This is a genomic window from Rhizobium sp. 11_C7_N12_5 (genome assembly GCF_051811145.1).
GTDB classification, from domain to species: Bacteria; Pseudomonadota; Alphaproteobacteria; order Rhizobiales; family Rhizobiaceae; genus Rhizobium; species Rhizobium lusitanum.
The window spans coordinates 934397-955197 of record NZ_JBPWPY010000003.1 but is presented as its reverse complement, the minus strand read 5'-3'; the positions used below and the strand labels follow the sequence as shown (position 1 = coordinate 955197).

At 55.6% G+C, this 20801-nt stretch carries 16 protein-coding genes; 4 read left to right on the top strand and 12 right to left on the bottom strand.

The window, feature by feature from the left end:
* The first annotated feature begins 41 nt into the window (after positions 1-41).
* From AB8B29_RS33890 to AB8B29_RS33880, 3 genes are read left to right on the top strand one after another with little or no spacing between them, the layout of a single operon-like run.
* Positions 42-1676 (top strand): Mu transposase C-terminal domain-containing protein, encoded by a 1635-nt coding sequence (locus AB8B29_RS33890; protein ID WP_439007090.1) that lies wholly within the window; start codon positions 42-44, stop codon positions 1674-1676.
* Positions 1636-2559, top strand: a complete 924-nt coding sequence (locus AB8B29_RS33885; RefSeq protein WP_439007089.1) for a TniB family NTP-binding protein — start codon at positions 1636-1638, stop codon at positions 2557-2559. Before AB8B29_RS33890 ends, AB8B29_RS33885 begins: the two co-directional genes overlap by 41 nt.
* A complete protein-coding gene (locus AB8B29_RS33880; RefSeq protein WP_439007088.1) occupies positions 2519-3352 on the top strand; it encodes a TniQ family protein in 834 nt (277 codons plus the stop codon). Before AB8B29_RS33885 ends, AB8B29_RS33880 begins: the two co-directional genes overlap by 41 nt.
* Here AB8B29_RS33880 and AB8B29_RS33875 read toward each other — a convergent pair.
* The 10 genes from AB8B29_RS33875 to AB8B29_RS33830 all read right to left on the bottom strand — a co-directional run bounded on the left by AB8B29_RS33875 (position 3329) and on the right by AB8B29_RS33830 (position 17889).
* Positions 3329-4189 (bottom strand): hypothetical protein, encoded by an 861-nt coding sequence (locus AB8B29_RS33875; protein ID WP_439007087.1) that lies wholly within the window; start codon positions 4187-4189, stop codon positions 3329-3331. The two genes, AB8B29_RS33880 and AB8B29_RS33875, sit on opposite strands and share 24 nt — an antisense overlap.
* Before the next feature lie 287 nt (positions 4190-4476).
* A complete protein-coding gene (locus AB8B29_RS33870; protein ID WP_439007086.1) occupies positions 4477-6993 on the bottom strand; it encodes an Hsp70 family protein in 2517 nt (838 codons plus the stop codon).
* Between the two features lie 14 nt (positions 6994-7007).
* The gene (locus tag AB8B29_RS33865) at positions 7008-7346 is read right to left on the bottom strand and encodes a hypothetical protein (RefSeq protein ID WP_439007085.1); all 339 of its coding nucleotides are present in this window, start codon (positions 7344-7346) and stop codon (positions 7008-7010) included.
* Positions 7347-7363: 17 nt separating this feature from the next.
* The gene (locus tag AB8B29_RS33860; RefSeq protein ID WP_439007084.1) at positions 7364-9292 is read right to left on the bottom strand and encodes a hypothetical protein; all 1929 of its coding nucleotides are present in this window, start codon (positions 9290-9292) and stop codon (positions 7364-7366) included.
* 620 nt (positions 9293-9912) lie between these two features.
* Positions 9913-14514 carry a hypothetical protein gene (locus AB8B29_RS33855; RefSeq protein WP_439007083.1) on the bottom strand — a complete coding sequence of 1534 codons (4602 nt, stop codon included), beginning with the start codon at positions 14512-14514 and terminating at the stop codon, positions 9913-9915.
* Between the two features lie 146 nt (positions 14515-14660).
* Positions 14661-14963 carry a hypothetical protein gene (locus AB8B29_RS33850; protein ID WP_439007082.1) on the bottom strand — a complete coding sequence of 101 codons (303 nt, stop codon included), beginning with the start codon at positions 14961-14963 and terminating at the stop codon, positions 14661-14663.
* 33 nt (positions 14964-14996) lie between these two features.
* Positions 14997-15737 carry a restriction endonuclease gene (locus tag AB8B29_RS33845; protein WP_439007081.1) on the bottom strand — a complete coding sequence of 247 codons (741 nt, stop codon included), beginning with the start codon at positions 15735-15737 and terminating at the stop codon, positions 14997-14999.
* A gap of 643 nt (positions 15738-16380) precedes the next feature.
* Positions 16381-16899, bottom strand: coding sequence for a hypothetical protein (locus tag AB8B29_RS33840; protein WP_439007080.1), 519 nt, complete (start codon positions 16897-16899; stop codon positions 16381-16383).
* Positions 16900-17133: 234 nt separating this feature from the next.
* Positions 17134-17613 (bottom strand): hypothetical protein, encoded by a 480-nt coding sequence (locus tag AB8B29_RS33835; protein WP_439007079.1) that lies wholly within the window; start codon positions 17611-17613, stop codon positions 17134-17136.
* Positions 17614-17685: 72 nt separating this feature from the next.
* Positions 17686-17889: a dehydrogenase gene (locus AB8B29_RS33830; RefSeq protein ID WP_439007078.1), complete on the bottom strand. Its 204-nt coding sequence runs from the start codon at positions 17887-17889 to the stop codon at positions 17686-17688.
* A gap of 263 nt (positions 17890-18152) precedes the next feature.
* Between AB8B29_RS33830 and AB8B29_RS33825 the strand changes: the two genes are divergently transcribed.
* Entirely contained in the window at positions 18153-18581 is a 429-nt protein-coding gene (locus AB8B29_RS33825) for a thermonuclease family protein (RefSeq protein WP_439007077.1), read from the top strand.
* Positions 18582-18758: 177 nt separating this feature from the next.
* On the opposite strand, the gene dinB is transcribed toward AB8B29_RS33825, so the two are convergent.
* Together dinB and AB8B29_RS33815 are read right to left on the bottom strand one after the other, a co-directional pair.
* Entirely contained in the window at positions 18759-19853 is a 1095-nt protein-coding gene (gene dinB, locus AB8B29_RS33820) for a DNA polymerase IV (RefSeq protein ID WP_439007076.1), read from the bottom strand.
* An 86-nt stretch (positions 19854-19939) separates the two neighbouring features.
* The gene (locus AB8B29_RS33815; protein ID WP_439007075.1) at positions 19940-20611 is read right to left on the bottom strand and encodes an SOS response-associated peptidase; all 672 of its coding nucleotides are present in this window, start codon (positions 20609-20611) and stop codon (positions 19940-19942) included.
* Positions 20612-20801 lie beyond the last annotated feature (190 nt).

Genomic DNA, 20801 nt, shown 5'->3' with positions numbered 1-20801 from the left:
AAAATTGAGACAGGGTTCACAGGGGCGGGCGGTTGGCTGCTATGGATAGGGAAGAGGACCGCGCCGGGACCATCGGTGCTGAAGCCACGCGGAGAGCGGCGGTCTTGCGACCACTTGTTCAGGATTATCTTTCTGGCAAGGGCAGTTTGGAAAGCGGCATTCATGATGCAGTTTGGGAGTTGGGCGTAAGCAGGGCAACGGTTTGGCGTTGGATATGGCGCCTTGCCGAGGACGGCGGGCGGACCAGTGCGCTGGTGCCGCAGAAGCGTGGCCGCCGTACAGGCGTAACGGTGATATCTAGCGAGGTCGAGACGCTCATCAAAGAGTATCTTTGTCGCTACTACTTGCGGCGGGAACGCGCGAGCTTGTCGCGTGTGGTGTCGGAGATCAGGATGGCCTGTGGTGAACTCGGGCTGCAAGCGCCGACGCGGCGAACGATTCAGCGACGTCTTGATGCGATGGATGAGCGTGAAGTCATGAAGGCAAGAGAGGGCGCAAAGGTAGCACGTCAAAGGTTTGCGCCGGTAACAGGTAAAAACAGGGCCGAGTTACCTCTGGATGTCATTCAGATCGACCATACGCCTGCAGACATCATCCTTGTCGACAGTTTTGAACGCACACCCATCGGGCGTCCTTGGGTGACGCTTGCGATCGACATCGCAACGCGGATCGTCAACGGCTACTACGTCAGCTTCGATGCGCCTTCGCGCCTTTCGGTGGCACTTTGCCTTACCCGTGCGGTGGCGCCGAAGGCAGAGTTACTCTCCGAGATCGGCTGCAATGCGCCTTGGCCTGCACAGGGTAAACCGCGCAGCATCCACGTAGACAACGGCCGTGATTTCCGATCCAAGGCGTTTCAGGCGGCGTGTCTGGAGTGGGGAATTGAGCTTGTCTACAGGCCTCAAGGGAGCCCCCACTTCGGCGGGCACATCGAGCGGCTAATTGGCACGATGATGGGAGCTGTCCATCTATTGCCTGGAACCACGCAATCGTCCGTTGCCGCCAAGGGCAGTTATAAGGCCGAAGTCAAAGCGGCAATGACGCTGAGCGAATTCGATAGCTGGTTCGCCTTGGAAATCTGCCGCTACAACAACAGCATTCACTCCAGTCTCAGTTGTACGCCCGTCGCCAAATGGGAGGCTTTGGCCGCGCAGATGTCGAGCGATATTCCCTTCGACATGGATGCGTTTAAGGTGAGCTTCCTGCCAAGCGAACAGCGCCAGGTTAGGCGAGACGGTATCCATCTGTTCGGTATCCGCTATTGGTCGGATGTCTTGGCAGGGCACATTGGTCGTAAAGATGGGAAAGTGATCGTGCGGTACGACCCCCGCGATCTTTCGTCGATCTGGGTCGAACTGGAAGGCGGACGTTGTATCGAAGCGCGGTACCGCAACCTGGAAACCCCACCGGTGTCGCTGCGGGAATATCGCGAGGCCATGCAGAAGGGCCGTGCTTTGGGCAGGAAAGGATCAAATGAGGTAGTGCTTGCCCAGTTGATCCATCAGCAACGCCAGATCGCGGATGAAAGCCGCGTGCGGACCAAGGCGGAGCGCCGGTCCCGCGAAAGACAAGATCAATTGAAGGAAGCAGTGCAGACTGATGGATCATCCCAGGGGCTGCGCCCCGTAGACACGGGTGATACGTCGCGGCCGCTGTTCAAGGTGGAGAGATGGTGACGTGAGAGCTGAAGGATCAGGTGAAGACGGTCGCATCGCCCTCATTCAATCGGACATCTGGATCGGATTTCCACGCGCGGAAAGTGTCTTGGACAGATTGCAGTTTCTTCTCGAAGCGCCGAGGCAGACACGCATGCCAGGTCTTCTCGTCCACGGCGCCTCGGGTATCGGCAAGACGATGATCGCCCGAAATCTCACGCGCAGATACGCCCCGGAATATGATGCGACCGCAGGCATAACCCGTACACCGCTTCTGCTGTTGCAGGCGCCGCCGGCTCCTGACGAGCGGCGATTCTATCTGCACATCCTCGCTGCCGTCGGTGCACCGGCCACGGCGTTGGGCATACGCGCGCAGAGTGTCGCCGCTCTCGAGGTCCGTGTCATTGCCCTGCTGCGCGACCTCGGTTTGCGGATGATCATGGTCGACGAAGTCCACAATCTATTGGCGGGTACACATCGCGAACAACGCCGTTTCCTCAATGTTCTGCGTTACCTCAGCAATGAACTGGAGGCCTCGCTGGTCTGTTTCGGGGTTAGCGAGGCAGTCGATGCCATCCGCGGCGATGTTCAGTTGGCCCGGCGTCTCGATGAGCATCACTTGCCAAACTGGCGTGACGACGCCGAATTCTCGGATATGATCCAGACGCTTATCGCGGCGATGCCACTCGCGAAGAAATCCAATCTGAAAATTAAATCCCTCAAGCAGATATTGGCGCTGTCCGGTGGAGTAACATCGCGCATCTTCTCTTTGGTCAAGGATCTTTCCATCGATGCCATCTGCTCGGGCGAAGAATGCATCACCGATGGCGCGATCGCCACGTGGTCTCCCGTCTGGTCGCGTCATGCGCCTGCGCAACGGCGGCTGGAGCAGGCAGGCCCGTAAACTGCGCCCGCTGCCAAAAACTGTCATGCCTACCCAAGATGAGTTGCTTTCTGGCTGGCTTAGACGGCTTGCAACTGCCAACTACTGCGATTTGGTCGATCTTCTGGCGCACGTTGGCCTGGATTATCGCTATGCGGTTTCCCTCGATTTCGGGCTCGAAGCAGGCACAGTCGAAAAGATCGCCTTAGCCGCGAGGGTTACTCCTGAACTTGTCCAGTCCCTGACCTTTCCGGCATTGAACGATACCGAAGCTGCGCTGACCGCGCTTTTTCCATTCCAAGCCTGTCCGAACTGTACGATGCGCAGCCTCGCACTCAAGCATTGGCGGCGAGCTTGGGCATTCGACTGTGAAATCTGTGGGGCGATGCTCACGCCGACGTTACCCAAGTTGGGTAAGGCCGTCCTGTCTCAAAAATTGCTTCAGCGCGCGCGGACTGGGTCGGTTCTGCTTGAGCAAGCGGTAATGCAGAACAGCATCCGCCAAATCCGACGGATAATGCGGAGCGTCACCTTTACGATGGCACTAAAGAATGTCCGCGGAGATCCTGCTTCGGCACTGCAGAGTTTCGATCCGGACATCCGCTTCTTCTGTCTCGCCGCGATTGCAGTTGCCCAGAAGCGTCCGCTACTCAAAGCGGCGTTGTTTGCCACTGGTATCGATGACTTCGCCACAGTCGCCTTGCTACGGAGTTATCAAAAGGACGACCGCTTGCTCCTAACCGTCGAGCGGATCGGTCGCCAGATTGAGAACCGACGTCGCGCCTCAACATCAAATACTATCGAACGAAGCTGATCGTCGTCTCGTATTTAAGGGCAAAAAGTGGCGCCTGTCGACACACAACGCAAAAAATCTCGGAATTAAAGGCAAAGCGACAGCGACAGCTCCAACGGTTTCGCCCTTGTGCTCGCCATATGCGTCAAGCAGCTTGCACGTATAGGTCGCCTCCGTCGTTTCGATCTCGGCTGGAACAGCTGCTGGATGCGGCCGGGACGGTAATCCGCCTCCAAATCGACCAAGATGATAAGGTGTCTTGCGATGAGCTTCGATTATCGATCGTGGCGCTACAGATGAGAAGATGCGGAAGTCGAAGTTTTCTATGTACTCCAGAAATTTCCCATCGAGCCGTATTGGGCTGGTTGACGTGATTTTGGTGGAAATGCTTTTGTCCCAGTCTTCGAGGATCTTTTTTTTCAGCTTGTCTGCATTAGTCAGTAGCAGGGACAGCGATGTCGAGGCACCTTTGGGCGCGATAAAACGGCACGCTCTCGGTGCTTTGTACTCACCTGAGTAGGAGTACCAGAGCATCTTTCCGATTTCTGGGGCTATGACCCCAAAACTCAAAGGGGCATTGTAGTGCTTGCACTGGTGATTATCCCACGTGCCGACTAGTTGATCCGTATCGCAGAAGCCTGCAATATCTATACCCTTATCGCCGGCTCCGGTAGGTCGCATCACGCTCGCATACGTGGACGTGAGCGAGTGGACCCATTCGTCGATGAATGTCTCCCACTCACCGTCGTCATAAATCTGGATGATCTTTAGCGGGTCGATTTTCGGGCCATTCTCGAATTCTTGTGCCAGTAGAATTCTGGCTGATGGCAGATCCTTCACGGCACTCTGTAACGACATCAAAGACACCCGTATTTTGGCCTTATGCTCGTAGCAAATTAATATTTATCTCGAAATAATAGTCATAACGGTAGCTGCGGCGCATGCAACCCAAAGTACATCTCTACGAAGCTATTATTCATTGTTTTTAATCCCCGACAGCGTAGGGTAAGCTGATAGCAACGCCGGCCAATTGGTTGTAAGTGGCGCCGGCCACTGATCATTTCGGAATGCCCGGTTTTCACGTTACGACTGCGACGAACCTAAGAATGCGTCGCAGGATAGTCATCGCTTTGTCCAAATGAAAATCACGAACCGAGAAGGTGGGCGAGTTCCACAATCTTTGCCCCACTTACTTCCATTGATACCCTATTGTTCAGGATGCCCCTGATCGCCGCGCGCAAGCCGTCCAGATCCCCGGCCGTGATGCTGGCTCCTCCCGCGGCGACAAACTTAGCGTGGAGGTCATGATCAATGGCGAGGTAAGCCTCTTCGGCAATCTCGTAGAACAGCCCGACAAGGAATTCCGGCTGGCTCGAAACGATTTTGAAGCGGATGGACCGCATTTCGTCGAGAGCGTATCGCGCCGAATCGAAGTCGCTTTCTCTGACGGTGCGCCTTGCCGTGGCGACCAGACGATCATGCCGATCGATGTCTGCCTCATCAGCGATATTCCGCACTTCGTCGAAGTCGACTTCAGCGCTCGCGACTTCGCGCGTGACAACCTGCTCGACGTTCTCCGGGCTGATCTTCAGGAGAGCGACTTCCTGGCGGATCTTGCGCGCCTCTTCCGTCACTGACCTGTGCGTGTCGGCATCGACCGAGGAGGAGAGTGCGGCATGCTGGTCTTCTATTCGATTGCGCAGGGGGGTCGTATCCGACGTAAGATGCGGCAGTACGTCGCCCAACTCACGCAATTCCTCTTCGGCGCGCGCAAGCAAAGACGAGGCCACTTGCGACCCCTGTTCCCCCTCGAAGTTGATGTGTCCTCCTTCCACGAAGTAGAGCGCGGGGGCATCGATCACACGCCCGATTTCAGGGCTCTCGACCGTAAAGCTGAGCGTGCCATTGTCGCTCATGCGCCAGTGAACGATAAGATCAGATCCGCGCGAGATCCTTTCCCCACGAGTCAGATCGGTTTCGGCATTGAGCCTGAAGTCACCGATGTGGAGGCTCTTCTCGGGATCATCGACACCGGTCGCCATATCGAAGAATTCAAAGTTCAGTGTGTCTGCCGTGCCTCCGCGTAGCGTCTTTCCCGAGCGGAATGGCTGGCGTCCTTCGGCGGGAAGCGCTGTTCCTTTTACGACGAGAGGGGTCAGTTTGTTTCGCTCGTATCCAACGGTGCCAACTTGCGTCTTGACCGCCAGCGTGTAGGTCATCGGAATGCTTGCCGCGCTTGCGGGCGCGCGGGTAATCACGATCTCGCGGGAAAGATCGGGAATAGCGAAGCCATCCTCTCCAGACACTGTGATCTTGAACCTGTTATCTCCGTCGTGCCGCAAGGCTAATGGGATGCGAAGCGGGCCATCGATCGCGGACCGTCCGGTCGTCGTGCCGTTCTCATCAACAACTTCGATCCAGTGCTTGCCCATATTGCCGTCGTCGGATTTGACGCTCAACCGCGCGGACCCGGATGTCACACGGGCTGGATAGTCGAATACGAGATTGATGTTGCCGCGAACCTCTTCTCGTGAGCGCGAGGTCTTGCGCGTTGAATGTGTGTCTTCCCAAACGCGGCTTTCGGCGAAAATCGCAGCCCCCATAGCCACGGCGGTCATCGGATCAAGGGTCTGCTCGACTTCGATAGCCAGTTCGCTCTGCAGCAGCTCCCTGATCAACGGCATCTTTGACGGACCGCCGATCGGAACTATCTTGCTGATGTCTTCGGCTCGATATCCATTGTCGGCTATCACCTTCCGACAAAGTGCGACAGTGTCCAAAACGCGATCCTGAATGATGGTGGTAACGGTGTCGCGGGTCGTGTCGATCCCCAGATAAATCTCATTTCCGTCAAGATCCTTCATCCGCACGTCGTCCTCGCTGGCAAAGATCGACGCCGAATTCGATGCAGAAAGCTGGATCTTCGCCCGCTCAATGGCATGGTGCGATATCGTGGTCAGATGGCGATATGCCGGATCCTTCTGAAAATGCTCCGGGAGGTTAAAGTTCGACACCAGCCACGGACGCACAATGCTGTCGAAGATGCGTCTGTCGAAATCGCGACCGCCGAGCATGTTGATACCTTCATGTGCGATGACATTCACCGATCCGGCGGTGCTGATGACAAGCGCCACGTCGAAGGTGCCGCCCCCCAGATCGTAGATAAGGAAGACGCCATCCTTGACCGAGGATTTCGCGATTGCGGCGATCGCCGCGGCGACCGGTTCCTGAATCAGGCTAACCTTGTCGAGGCCCGCAGCGCGAGCCGACTTTACAGTCGCCTCAGATTGCATTTGATTAAAAGCAGCAGGGATGGTGATGACCACTCCTTCGATGTTTTTTTCGCCGGACTCCGTATTTGCCTGCGAAATGAGAGTCCGGATCACCTCCGCGCTGCAGTCTTCGGGCGTCCACTCCTCGTTGTTGATACGGACGGGACTGCGGGTGCCCATCAGGCGCTTGAAGCCGGACGCCACGCTTTGGGGCGACGTCACTGTGCGGTCGTATGCGCTCTTTCCGACGAAGCGGTGGCCTCGACGGTCGACATATATGACGCTGGGCAGCACGTCGCTCCCATCTGACGTCTTGAAGAGCCGGAGTTGTCCGTCGATGTAGCCGACGACGGCGGAATTCGAAGTGCCGAGATCAATTCCAAGATACATGATGAGATCCCTTGCTATTGGTTTTGGGTGGTCAGCAATACACGGCCGGGTTGGATTACGCGCATGTCGCGAACGACTGCCGGTTCGATTGTCTTTTCGACGATCAGCCCCTCTTCTTCAGAAAAATCCTCGAGATTGTCTGCTGTCGCAGGGACGCCCGCGCCAAACGACTCACCATCAAATGTCACGAGCTTCAGCCCGGCTTCCGATGCGAGCGACTGAAGTTGAAGCTCCGAATATCGGATCTGCGCTGCTAGTCGGCTTCGATCCGCGTCTGGCACAAGCTCGATCGCCTTGGAGAACCGCTGCAGGAGCTTCCATTGTTCGACACATAATTTGGCGACGATGCCCAATTCGTCGGGTTGCTCGTTCATTTCCAGTCCTTTGCAATAGCCGACGCGTCATTGAAGAACTGGGAACTTCTTGTGGAAGCCTCACCTTCAACCTGCGTCATGTCGCTCTGTCCGTATCGGAAATTGGCGCATCGGCTGTTGAAGTCCGAGACCATAGTATTGAAACTGTCCACGGCAGTGTTGGTGAAGGTCATGCCGCGGAGCAGATCGAGCCGCTTACCCTGGAAGATGCAATAGCGCAGCTCGGAGCGATTTAGCGATCTGCCGGTTCCGACCGAGGGTTTGGCTTCGAAAGCACCTACAGATGATGATGGGGTGTCGGAGGTGGAGTAGTTCGACGTGGACGGTTTGTATGAACCGTTTGAAGTGTTCGATGATGACGAATGGGAAGGGGAATAGTTTGAGGTCGACGGCTTGTTCGAGTTGAAGACCACTATTCCACCAATGATGGCAGCGACGACGCCCCAACCGATAAGCTTTGCCCGGCTCTCTTTCCGCTTCTTCATGAGCACGGCGTGCAACTCCGCAAACTCCCCCTTGATACCGGGCGGCGCATCGGCCATCGCCTGCTCCACCAGGGTTGTCATCCCAGACAGATTACCTTTTTGCTTCTCTAATTCTGGGAGTTTCCAGTTCCGGTAGAGCGTCTCGGAGTCTTCACGGTACCTTGCCTTGGTCTCTTCAGAGACGGTGTGGCTCTTCAGCAGTATCGTTGCCGCGTGCAGGACCTTGTAGGCGAGCGCGGGGTCATTGTGATCGTTATTGAAGCAGAGTGACAAATCCCTTGCGACCACGGCTGCAAGTTCAGGATCACCGTCGACCAGATAAGTTTTCAGGGCAGACATGAACGATCCGACCGGAGCAGGCGCCGATGGGTCGATAGGCTTCTTTCTCGCGACCTTGGCGAATTCTCGGTACCCGGACTTTGCCGTCTCGCCGGCTTTGAAGAGCGGTTCGAAGAGTTCCGCCCGACGCCTGTCCGCAATGAGTTCTTCGACGTCAGCGAGATCCTTGTCCGAGACCTTTTTGAGATCTTCTGTAAGCGCAAGGTAGGTTCCGCTCCACAGGATGAGGTTTTTGGCCTCTTCGAGCTTGCCATCGTTGTTCACGAGATCAAGAAGGAATGCCCTGATCTCGTAGTAAAGCGCCTTGGTGCGGGGTTCCGAATACCCCCGCCAGCGATAAAAGCCGGCGACGGGCCGAGCGAACGTGCTCCAGTCCCGTAGCGTGTTCGAAATGAGCTTCAGTGCGTCCGGCAGTTCTAGGCCGCCGGATTTCGACTTTTCGATAGTTTCCTTGATCCCATCAGCGGCCGTCGACAGGCTCCGTTCGTTTCGTCTCTCGTATTCCTTCACCATCGTCGGAAGCAACGCCGAGGGAGAGCCGTCCGCGACCTCGCTGTTAACGACATTGCTCATGACCGATGTGGGATCCGTCCCGCGAAGAATGCTGTCGACGATCACTCGGGCATGTCGCGCCTTCAGATCTTGCAGCGACGTCTGCAGGAGCTTGGCATCGGGTTCAGGAAGTCCAGCGGAACGCCGCCCGACCTTCAAGAAGGCTAAGACCTCGTCGGGAGCGATCCATTCCCATGCAGCAAGAAAGCGTGAAACCGTGTCTTCGTCGAGAGACGCGCGCGTTGAAACGTCCGCTATCAAATTGACTTTGGCAAGTTCGGGTAGGGTTTCGACGGCAGCGAGCACGGTATCGTCTGTGAGCTTGATCCGCTCAGCTAAAACCCTTGCGATCTGCGCATCGCTGAGTTCTGGGAGCCAAGATATTTCTGCAGATAGTCGGAGCCGTGGAGTAAGCAGTGTCTGCTTCGCCTTTTGCAGGTCTGCTTCGGAAAACAACGACGAGAATTCCGCATCATCGACAAGATCCGCAATCTCGGTCGCGGTCGAGTTGTAAGATGCTCCAAGTACATAGAATGCGTTGGATGCCAAGGAAAGTTCTTCGCTATGCACTTCTATACCTTAACGGCCTCCCTGATCACGTTAATAGTTTTGAGCACAACCTCGCATGGAATACAACTTTCCGAAATACGATTTAGAGTCATCCCTATGCCTTCTTTTGCTTTCGTCAAAAGAAATGGTCTGCAGGGGAGCAGGTATTGGGGCGACTGTGGCAAAACGGGCGTTCGCATTCTGGCCTGAACTATCGTCAGCAACCGATCGGAAACCGGTAACTACTCCAGGGTAGCGCACGGATTGTTGGGTTCCAACGGTCGATGATCATCGCTTTGCGGACAGTTACGACGAGGGCCGGGGAGTTTTCGCAACGCCGATCCCAATTGAGCACGAAACTTCGAGCTCGTTGTGCGACGTTGCGTACGCGACTCCGCCATTTCGTCGCCAGTATCGACCGATCCGTCGTCCGGGATTGCGAGCACATTTTCGGCAGTCACGGGCGTCAGGGCATTCGCTGTTTAAACCGAAGCCATCTCTTGCCACATACCCTCCAGAAAGGTTACCCGCCTCGCACCTATAGCCAACAGCCGCGAGGCCCAGTTCACTGATCGGCGCGAAGGGGCTTGGTCGAAATCGGCGTTCGGCAATGCCAACGTCTATGCGGAGTAAATTCCGGCAGCCGGTGTTTTCAAGAACATCTCATCAGGAATTTCTTCTCCGAACAGCAGCTTTGCCCGCTTCGATTCCCACTTTTCAATGCGACTCTTCAGTTCCCTTTTCACTGTCGGGAAGAAAGACAGGAACACCTCGCTGGGAGCCCGCTCTCCGGATTCCCAAACACTCAAGCGGCCATCAACGATCTTTGTGAACAGTACTGACGCCTGCCAAAACGAAGCCGGTGTAGACGCGATAGACATCTGTCTATACCATTCGCGTGCCCAGACATTGCGATTGTACGCCTCCCGGGCGGCTCTGGCCGCCATGCCGACGTAGCCAAAGGTACTAGAGAAGCGAGCGAGAACTTGCTCGGAGTGCGGATTTACGTCGGCGTAGCCGGAAATCATAAGGGCTCTGCAAACGTTGACGGGCTGTCCTGTAGAAAGCAACTCTTCTATAACGTGTGTCACAGTCGCTTGCTGGCCGCTAGCGAAAGCGGCAAGCACTTCAGCGGCAAGGTCGGAATCAGTATTGCACGCTCGGAGTCTCTTCTTACAAATCGATCGGATTATCTCGTTGTCGGCGTTCTTCCAGAGGAGGGTAGCGATTGCTGGTATTTCGGCCAAACCGTGCACCATCCTAACGGTCGGCTTCAGCTCCATCAGCCTCGGGAGAAAATTCATCGCTAACTCAGATCCGCGTCTGGTAAAAACAACGCTGAGCTCGCTCGCGAAATGATGGTGGTGTCTGACGACGTGATCCGGCGCACCAACTAGAGCAGCAAGCCAATCCTGCGCGTCTGAAGGAGCAGCTTCCACGAGAGCTTCGATGCCCTCCAGAGTCATGTCTGCCAAGATGAGATTGGCGCCGGCCGCATCAAGCTCGGCAGAGAAGCGATCGAATGCGTTGCCAATCCTCTTTTGTCGATCGTCGAACGTTTCCTTCAGATCATCGAACTGTTCTTCAACTCCCTTTTGTCGCTTATCAGATTGCCTCGCATGCAACGACACCATCGGCGGTTTCGCGCCGGTAAATGACGTTGCCGAAATCGCTATGTCTGGGGGCTGCGCGGTTATTTTCGCTCCAATTGCTCGCATCAGCGCTGCGGTTACACGGGACGCTACTTCTGCAGAACCGTGCAGTCCCATTTTCTCTGCCGCAAATCCATACTGAGCGAAAGCTATTCGGTCTAAAGCCATATCAACAGTTAGAAGCCCCGCACAGGCTGCCTCAAGTATCGCTGAAGACCCATACCACTGCTCAAACTTGTTCTTGCAAGCACGAGCGTCCCACCCACTATCGACAACGGCCCTCAGCAACTCCGAATCTTTCTCGTTTGCTGCGATTTTCATGGCCTGCGCCCGCGCAACAGTTTCCGGACTACCAATTAGTTGCGTAATTATCTGTTTCGCGCGCACCGACAGCCGAGGGCGGGTGTGCTGCAAAGCAGCCAGCACATTTGATTGGGCGATCGGGTCACCTCCCTTTAAAACCCGATCAAGAACCTCATCTACCTTTGCAGGGGAAGCGGGCCGCATCGCATCAACCACGTCAAGGAAGATAGTGTCAGTCCTTACCGCAACCATCGTCTCGAGCTGTTCATCAGGCGTAAGGTGCGAGATAGCCGCCAGCAATGAATACTGGGCGGTTATCCAAGCGTCGCGCTCCTGTCTCTCTCCCTTGACCGACGCAGAACTCGATTGCCCGTAGGAGAGGAGGACGCCGGCCTGTTTCCTATTCAACGCGGAGCTATGCTCCAAGAGCGCGACCATGCCTTGACGGCGCTCGAAATCTTGCCGCGTCAGCACATGATCAGCTAGTGCGCGGTGTGTACCGAGCGCTACTTCCCCACGAAACCTCGTAACTCCGGCACGCGCCATGTTGAAGAAGCGGTCTTCAACGCCTTGCCCCATATCGCACGCCAGTTTGCCAGGGTTTATGGCCCGGTATTGTTCGGCAGTCTCGTCGATTTCCTTCGGTTTGACCGAGGCCGGATCGCAAGGATCCACAGGGCAGTATTTCTCGAGAAGAGACCAACCAGGAAAGTTGCCGCGATCACGCGTTAGCCACTCGGCGAGTTCTTCTGCGTCTGCGGCGTCCTGGATATCACCTGTCGCACGCAGGCATTCGACGCGCGCCCACTTGCCGACATTCGATGTCGCGTCCGAGGTAAAATCTGCTATTCCAGCGAGGAGCGCCTCTCGCGTTTCCTTCCAATCGACAAGGTTGAATCGGATCAGTTGCAGGAATTGTTTGTCGGCGGCATGTATCGATGGTGCAAGTGAATCAGCTACGCACCAAGCTACAAATGACGGAGCAAATTCGGTAAGCGGCTTTCCCGCCAAAAGAAGGAAGGTCGCGTGATGCAATCGGTCGTACTCGTATCGATCGAATTCGACTAATCGGTCGGCAACAAAGGTTTTCTCGCATTCCGTCATAGACCTTAATCGTGCAGCCATCTCGCTTGTCCTGCGAGTGCGTTCTTTCCCCACTTCGGCGGGGGTGTCCCGGTTTGTGGATCGAAACATCATCCTCTCGGGTGCGAGCGAATAGATCTGAAGCCAGCGTTGCGCCCATTTCGAGATACTAGACCAGACCTTCGCGTCCTGGCGTTGCACAATGAGTGCATTGATGAGCCAGTCAACGTTGCGAGGATTGACCGGTGCTGTGTACGCATGTTCCGCCGCAGCCAGGAATGCTTCTGGAGCGCTCCTAGCCAGCGCGGAGAAAACCTGCTCTGCATTCTGAGGGACGTTTTGAAGCCCCGTGAAACGCTCAACGAGCGCTGATTGGACGTCTCGATGGGTCCGGGAGTCTAGGCACGCGACTTGCGCCGCGAGCATCACAGTGGATCCCGTTTCATCCAGAGCGCTGATTGGCTCAATGATCCGGTCCAGTTCATCTATCGGCTTTCGGCTGTTCCTGCGCTCGCGTTCTAGGGTTTCATTTAGCCACAGGGCTAGTGAGAGAATGAGGCCGTCGGGTCGAATCGCGTAGAGATCCGAGTTTCCCGGGGCTGCGATGAAGAACTGGCTTGAGGCAACCGAGGCGAGGTCTCTATCGGCGTTAGCGTCGAACAGCAGAAGATCGTCCGTTTGTTGGCTCTGCCTTCGGTCGAGGTAAGTGCGCCCGAGTTTCGCGAGCAAGACTGCAAATTGCGGTGGCGAGAGCAGAGCTGCACCATTACTAGCAGCCTTCCGTGCATGCTCGAACATTAGACGACCTACGCTGAGCTCGCCCATCAGCTGGATCTCGTTTGCCTCCAGCAGGTCTATCGCGATACCGAGTATCCGGGGGTTTCGCAGCGACCTTAAGAGATCGGAATCTAAGCCAGCGATCTCGATGCTGCGGCTTCTCAAGATTGAACTTACTTCGTCTTGTGACCAAGCGTCTAACTCGATCATGCGGGCTGGTGTCAGCACCGCACTCGATACATCTCTCCAGTGATCGGTTCTGGTGGTAACTATCAGGGTTCCCCCGATTTCTGAAAGTACGTGCGCCGCTTGATCGATGAGTGCCCCCCATTCAGCGGCGCCGGTTTCGTTTAGTCCATCAATAACAAACGCGAGACGGACATGTCCGGGTTGAGAGTTCTCCCGCCATCCCCGCACGCGTCTCTGCCATCTTTTGACGACGTCTTCGGCCGGTTGCTCACCTGTTTGCGCAATCAGTTTCTCTACTAGGAACCGATCGAAGTCCCCGCCGTTTGCTAGAAGCTCCGCGGCTTGGCAAATCACCAAAAGCGGACGCGGATTACTTTGCAACCACGCTCGTGCCACGAGCCAGGATTTGCCGACACCCTCGCGTCCGGCGACTATGAAGAGTTCGTCACGGGGAGGACCGGCGAAAGCATCTCTAAGAATAACCTCGTCGGCTCGAGCGAACGACAATGTCCCAGCGTCGGCCAGCGGGGCTAGTTGTTGGCCAAACGCGGCACGGGCCAACCGTTTGCTGCCCATTCTCCGTCTCATCCAGTCTTCGTTCTGCCGTTTGACATGCTGCAAGCCGCTTGTGCCAGACGACAGTTCGCTCAGCAAAGCGGTTCTAAGTTGGTCCAGTTCACTGTGGGACGCGAAATAGTCGATAGCCGTTGATGCGGGGCCTGCGAGGTGCTGATCTTCTGTCTTTAGGTTCTCGGAGATGAATTCCTTCGCCCTTTCCGCAGTAGCGGCGATTGCCGTTATCAGAGAACCAAAACTCGTATTCGACCAATCCAGGATGACTACGGAGATCCCGATCTTGGATCCAGCAGCTCTCACGTCACGTGCTGTTTGGGCGCCGATTTCCGTTGTGGCGCCTAGAACCCATAGATCCAGCTGGCCCGTATCATCGTTCATCAGGTCAATGAGCTTGCTTTTTACCTCGTTGGGAGGCACTGCGTTTTCATAGCGTTTCGCTTCGAAATAGGTTTCTCCTGCGTCAAACGCGGAATCGCCGTCGCGGCCGCGTTGACTTCCAGCCCTCGCTAGCCGAAAAGGTTGACCAAGCAAATTCGTCAGCAAAACGGCCACGAGCCCTTCAAAACCGGTTGGACCTGAATGGTCTAACTTCAAAAGCCCGGCTCTTAAGTTATCGGAATGGGCCTGTTCGAGAGCGATCATCTACGACTCACCTAGTGAGGTTATGGCAATGTTTTTTGTTCGCCGCCTATGCTGATTTTCGGATAGAACTCGTCGCATAAGATCTGCCTGTTGGCCGGCGATAACAAAGTCTATCTGCGCTCCGCCGATTTTATATAGCTAAGTCATCATCTAAGCTTGCGAAGGCGATCGGTAAGCCGCTCTTTGGTCTTGCGGTCTCTCAATTCCATATAAAAAGGGCTGTAGCTGTTCGATTGGGTGAACAATCCCTGGACGAGCTGTCCTGATTGGAAGCTCTCTACGAGATAGATATGCGCGGTGTCGCCATCCACGCGATCGCAATAAAAGTATCTCAGCGGTTCGTACAAGAAGTAGAATTCTCCCTGCGTAAAACTTGTTTCGCCGACTGGCAACGATTTGGCTGGCACTTCGGTGGAAACTCCAGAAGCGAGATTGGTATATCGCACCATTGTACTCATGCTGGTGAGTTCGAATTGCGCGTTTTACGAGAGTATTTTTGCGGTTATTCCCTTTATAGAGAGCCGGATTTCCTTCGCCGTTCCCCTCTTTATGAAATACTCGTCAGGAGGAGTGAGCAGTTCGTCGACAACAATGGTTTCCTCTCTGGTCTGGTCGAGTGGTACGAGTTCGGATGCTGTCGCGTTGATGACATCACCAAGCGATCGTCCCGACTGGAATTTGCTCCGCTCGACATAATAGGTCATTTGCGTCTGTTCATCCGGGAGTTGGATGTTGCTGCCGTCCTTGTAAGCGACACTTATGCTTTCGACACAGTTGGTCCGCGCATTCTCATTAGCCACCGATACCTCCAGCCCATCGAAGGTTGGCGCTCCCGGACTGCTTACTACGAGGTAGGTTGAACTTTGATCGATCCCCGGCAAGCCAGTCGGCATCAGCTCTATGCCAAATAGATCGATGTTATGGTCTTTGGCTGCGGCGATGGCCCCGCTCTGAAAGCCGGAGGTGCTCACGAAGACAGCCTTGTTCACACCGGCGTCTCTGGTTTTGGTCACGAAAGCATCGATCGCGTCGACGGAAATCGGACGCGACTTGTCTTTGATCTCGTATCCGATGAGGATGGAATGCATTCCGGCGGTCACCGTGGCGAGCACGTCGAACTGCCGATTTCCCAGTTTCACGTTCCATTGCACGTCAGCGCCCGGTATTGTTATGCGCTGAAGGGCGGCGGCAAGGATTTCGATGTACTTATCTTTAGAGATCATTATGCGTTCACCGATTGCTATAGACGCAATGGTGGATCCGTCATTGTTATTTTGCAACCCCTAGGGGCGAATGTTTTGCTGTTTAAACCAGGGCTCCTTTTCATAAGTACTAGGCCAGGATTTTTCATCGAAGGCGCGTCCCTGGATGCAGATCAAATCTTCGTTGTCGATGTGCCAGATCAAAATAGGAATTTGCAAGTCGTCCGATCCGGTCCCATCCAGGCGTAGAACCAACTTCGGGCGTCATGTCGCTCAGCGAAAATCCAAGAGATTTCACCGTGTCTCTTTTTGACAACCGTTCCATATCCAAACAACGCCGTCGTACCAGTCTATTGCGCTTTTCGCCTTGGTATTGTTTTTATGCTTTTCCCGAGACAGGCTAAGGAAGGCTCCCAGAATGGCCGGCAGGAGCATAAACGGTATAATCGTGAAGACATCAGGATAGAAATACAGGCCTAGGGACGGCAAACCCACGAGTGCCAATCGATAGACTAGCAGATGTCGTTGTATGGCGGCTCTCATCGGCGGCAGTAAGACGGGAATTTATTATTTGGCAAGATCATATCGAAGAGATGTCGCAGCGCAGCGGTCATAGTGAAGCACCTCACCGAAGGGTCGACGTTATTTCCGTTTCCAGCCGGAATTAGTCAATCGAATAGTTGAAAGTGCCGCAGAGACCAACGCTGTTGATATCGTGCGGCGGTTTGGCGGATTCAAAAACGGCAACGCCAAGCAATTGATCGCCAAGCGATGACTGTTCGAAAAAGACGATATATCTGGCGGGTTTAGTCTTCGGATTTCCGCATAAAGTATTGCCGTTTAACAGTATGTCCGGATCCTTAGCGATTTTGAAAACTTCGGCGGTCGTCTTTTGCTCGGGTGCAAAATCCCATTGCCTCCACGATGCGCCTACTGAAGTCAACTGAGCCCTTTTGCCATTGCCGAATTCGATTGTCATTTTGCTGCCTTCACTCGCGAAAACCGCATTGCCCGAGAGCTTGATGCTGCCCGTTATGGCTTGTGCAGTCCGGCTGTAGGGTGAAAACTTTCGCTTATCCTGCCAAGCGTGATGCTCGATCGCGGATTGCGCAGGCGCCTGTGAACATACGAGCGTCATCGCAAACGAATAAAAGACAAATAGACTGGCCCTACGAAATGTCATCTGCTTCTACCCAAAAATCTGCGCGCCAACGTTCAGGCAGCGGGCTTGCTTAGCAGCGCTTCCGAACCACTTTGTACCTTCTTGCCCGCTTCTTTCGCAAGAGTTCCGGACACGCCTTGTTCCATATACCGGCTTTTCCGATCCTTTCATGCTCGTTAAAAGCGCGGTTGATTTCAGCAAACGAGCAATGGAATGGTGGCTTCTCAGGCGTCTATGAGCTTAATCTCATACCCATCAGTCCACTTGAGCCGCGTCAACGAACGCTTGAATCGTCTCGTCGAGATTTGCCTCGTTTTGCGTCCATCGAGGCCCGCTGAGGAGGTCGCTCGGCCATTGGCGAATGCGCACCAACCCGCAGGTTTCGCCAGCTTTCTCATCAACGGCGACCTGAAGCGTGCCGAACAAGATATCATCGGGAAGCTGGTAGATGCTGACCCGGTGGAAACGAAGCCCTGACCTGCCGCTAATCTCAGATATCAGCAGCGGGTCCGCTTCTTCGAGCTGCATTTCGTCCGGCCCCATCCAGTAGAAGTCGATCTCCTCATTGGCATAATCGATCAACGTGTCGACCAGCATGCGCATACGCTCAAGATGCAAGCGCAGGGTTCTCGACTTAGCTACCTTGTCGACGCCGATCTCATCGTAACAATGCCGCTCAGCGAAGCGAATAAAATCGTCGAATGCCTTTGCATCGCTCTGGCTGATCGTCAGCATGCCGTTTTTCGGAGACGGTGCTGCTGCGGGTTTCCCACTGAAAGGGATTACATTTCCCATCGTTTGCTTCCTTCAGGTCTGATCCATGCTCGGTTGCCAACCTCGCGTCATGCCCTTGCTCATCACGGCAGAGGCAAGCGAAAGCTGACGGCGGAGGTGCTGGATGCGCTGCACGAGGTCAGCGACGGCCGCCCTCGCGTCGCCGTCATGCGCGGCGATGATCGCCTCGATCGGATCGGGTTCCAGTTCTTCGGGTACGGCAGATTCAGCATTCACGACGCACGTCTCCATTCCGCCGGAGCGCGGCGGTTCTCATTGTCAAATTGTCGTCAGGTGTCAGGCGATCAGGAGTTCGGCGATCTCTCCTCGACGTTCGCTGCATTTGATGCCTGGCGCATTTTGCCTGGCAAAAGATTTCCAAGGCATTTTCGATATGACAGACGAAGTATTTTTCGTTGCTGTCCATGACAGCTCCCGACATTTGTTCTATAAATGTTCTCATTTCCAAAAAGAGTCAAGCGTGTCGGTAAAGAGGGCAGATGAGGCAAATTTTGATAGGTATCGCGACGGTTTTAGCTGTGGTTGGTCAGGCGCGTGCGACCGGTGTGGACGTACCAGCTCCAAGGTTCACAATTTGCGGCGAGGACAGACGCGTCAACTGCGTTGTCGACGGCGACACGTTCTGGATGAACGGCGTTAAAATCCGCATCGCCGATATCGATGCGCCGGAAACTCACCCGGGCCGCTGCCCCTACGAGCAGCAACTCGGCGAAGCAGCGACCTTTCGCCTTCAGGATTTATTGAATGCCGGCAGCTTTGACCTCGTGTCGGCCGATCGCGACGAGGACCAATATGGCCGGAAACTGCGTTTGATCATGCGCGATGATCGTTCAATCGGATCTGAACTCGTTGATGAGGGTGTGGCTCGTCGTTGGGATGGCCACCGCCGCCCTTGGTGTCCAGAATAGCCTTAGCGAGGATGTTGAGCGAATAGCATAGGCTTTTCGGTGCCAATCAAGTGCCCAGTATAGTCTATCGGAGACCGACCGATCGCAGATCCGCGTCCTGGCTAAGCCGCTCTATGATAAGGGCGTGGTTCGGCTCCCCTCCGGCGGCGGCATTTTTCATTCGGCGCCTTGTCCCAGCTACAGATCGAGGTCGAGTTGCGGCTGCCCCTGGGTCGCGTCGCCAGTTTGATCATTGGTCAGCGAGGATAGCGTCACACCCAGCAAGCGCACGGACCGTTTGAAGGGATAGACGGTTGTTAGAAGTCCTGACGCAGCTTCGAACACATCAGCGATATTCGTGAACGGCACGGTCCCGGTTCGACTGCGCGTCGCCTGGGTGAAGTCCGAATATTTGATTTTCACGGTCACTGTCTTGCCGCTGATGCCCTGCGCATCGCAGTAGCGCCAAACCTTCTCGGCAAGCGGCCTCAGTTCCGCCGTCGCGCGTTCGAGATCATCGATATCCTCGACAAATGTATCTTCGGCGCCGATCGATTTGCGGATGCGGTCGGGGTCGACTTCGCGCTCGTCGACACCGCGGGCGATCCAGTAGAAATACGGTCCGGATTTGCCAAAATGCTGCTGCAGGAAGGCAAGGTCGCGGGCCTTGAGATCGGCACCGGTCTCGATCCCCAATCTTAGCATCTTCTCCGCTGTCGCTGGCCCGACGCCATGGAATTTCTTGACTGGCAGCGCCTCGACGAAGGCCGATCCGTTCTTCGGGGTGATGACGAAGAGCCCGTCGGGCTTGCGCTGATCCGATGCCATCTTCGCGAGAAACTTGTTGTAGGAAACGCCGGCCGACGCCGTTAGTCCGGTCTCGGCCTTGATCCTGGCGCGGATCTGTTCGGCGACCTCGGTCGCGATCTCGATGCCCTTCAGGTTCTCGGTGACATCAAGATAGGCTTCATCCAGGGATAGCGGTTCAATCAGCGGCGTGTATTCAGCGAAGATGGCGTGGATCTGCTGCGATACTGCGCGATAGGCATCAAAGCGCGGCTTGACGAAGATCAACTCTGGGCATTTTCGCTTGGCTGTCACCGATGGCATGGCCGAGTGCACCCCAAACTTCCGCGCCTCATAGCTGGCTGCCGCGACCACGCCGCGCGCCTCGCCATGGCCGACGGCAAGCGGCCGCCCACGAAGCTCGGGATTGTCCCGTTGTTCAACGGAGGCATAGAACGCATCCATGTCGACATGCAGAATCTTGCGCGGTGTGCCGAAGGTGTCCATGGCGATTGCTCACCCTGCCGACGGCCGGGGCCGCCTGACATCCTGCGCGGCAGTTTTGTAGGACGGCCTTTGAACCGAACTGTATGTCACAACAGCAGTCCTTCTTCCGGAGATGGAGCCGGCGGTTCGACGATAACAAGCATGTTGTCGGGAAGGGGACGCTGCAGGTGCTTGACCTCGTCCCAGGATCCCGTGAGCCAGAGGTCGACTTCTTCCGGCGTCGTCAGGATCGCCGGCATGGCCTTGAAATGTATCGGAGCGACGATCTCGTTCGGCGATGTCGTCAGAAACCCGAACAGCTCATATTCACGCTCGCCATCCCTGACCTTCCGAATACCCTTCCATGGCGTCCAGAAGCCCGCGAAAAACATCAACGGTCGGTCCTCGTTACCGGCAAACCAGGCATTCGGGATCCTGCCGCCGGGAACCTTGCTCGCGGGATCCGGCTCCGCAAAGGAGGTGAACGGCACAACGCAGCGGCTTGTCGGCCCAAGCCAGCGGCGCCAGTGCGGCGAGCCGACATTGCGGATATTGGTGACGCCCGGATCGTAATTCTTCACATAGGCTGGCGGGGATGGCATGCCCCAGGTGACACGCGCGATCTCGCGTTGCCCGTCGTCTCCGACGCGGACAATCGGCGCCTGGTAGCCAGGATAGACGTCGAGCGAGGGTTCGTTCCAACCGGCCTTGTCGCTGAACGCCTTGGTGAACTGCATCACGGCGTCGCGTGTCGTCGTGACATTGTACAGATTACACACGCCCCAATCCTCCTGCCTCTCCATCCCAGCCTATTCATACCAGCTTCGGGATGGGTGTGTCGTCGCCTTCGGAATTCTCCGTCGATCTGTGCGAAGACTCCGACCTTGCCCGTTCCCCGATCACTGACGCCGCCGCCTCTTTTACTCTCCCGATTGACTCATGACCCGATAAGGAACAAATAGAGAACAT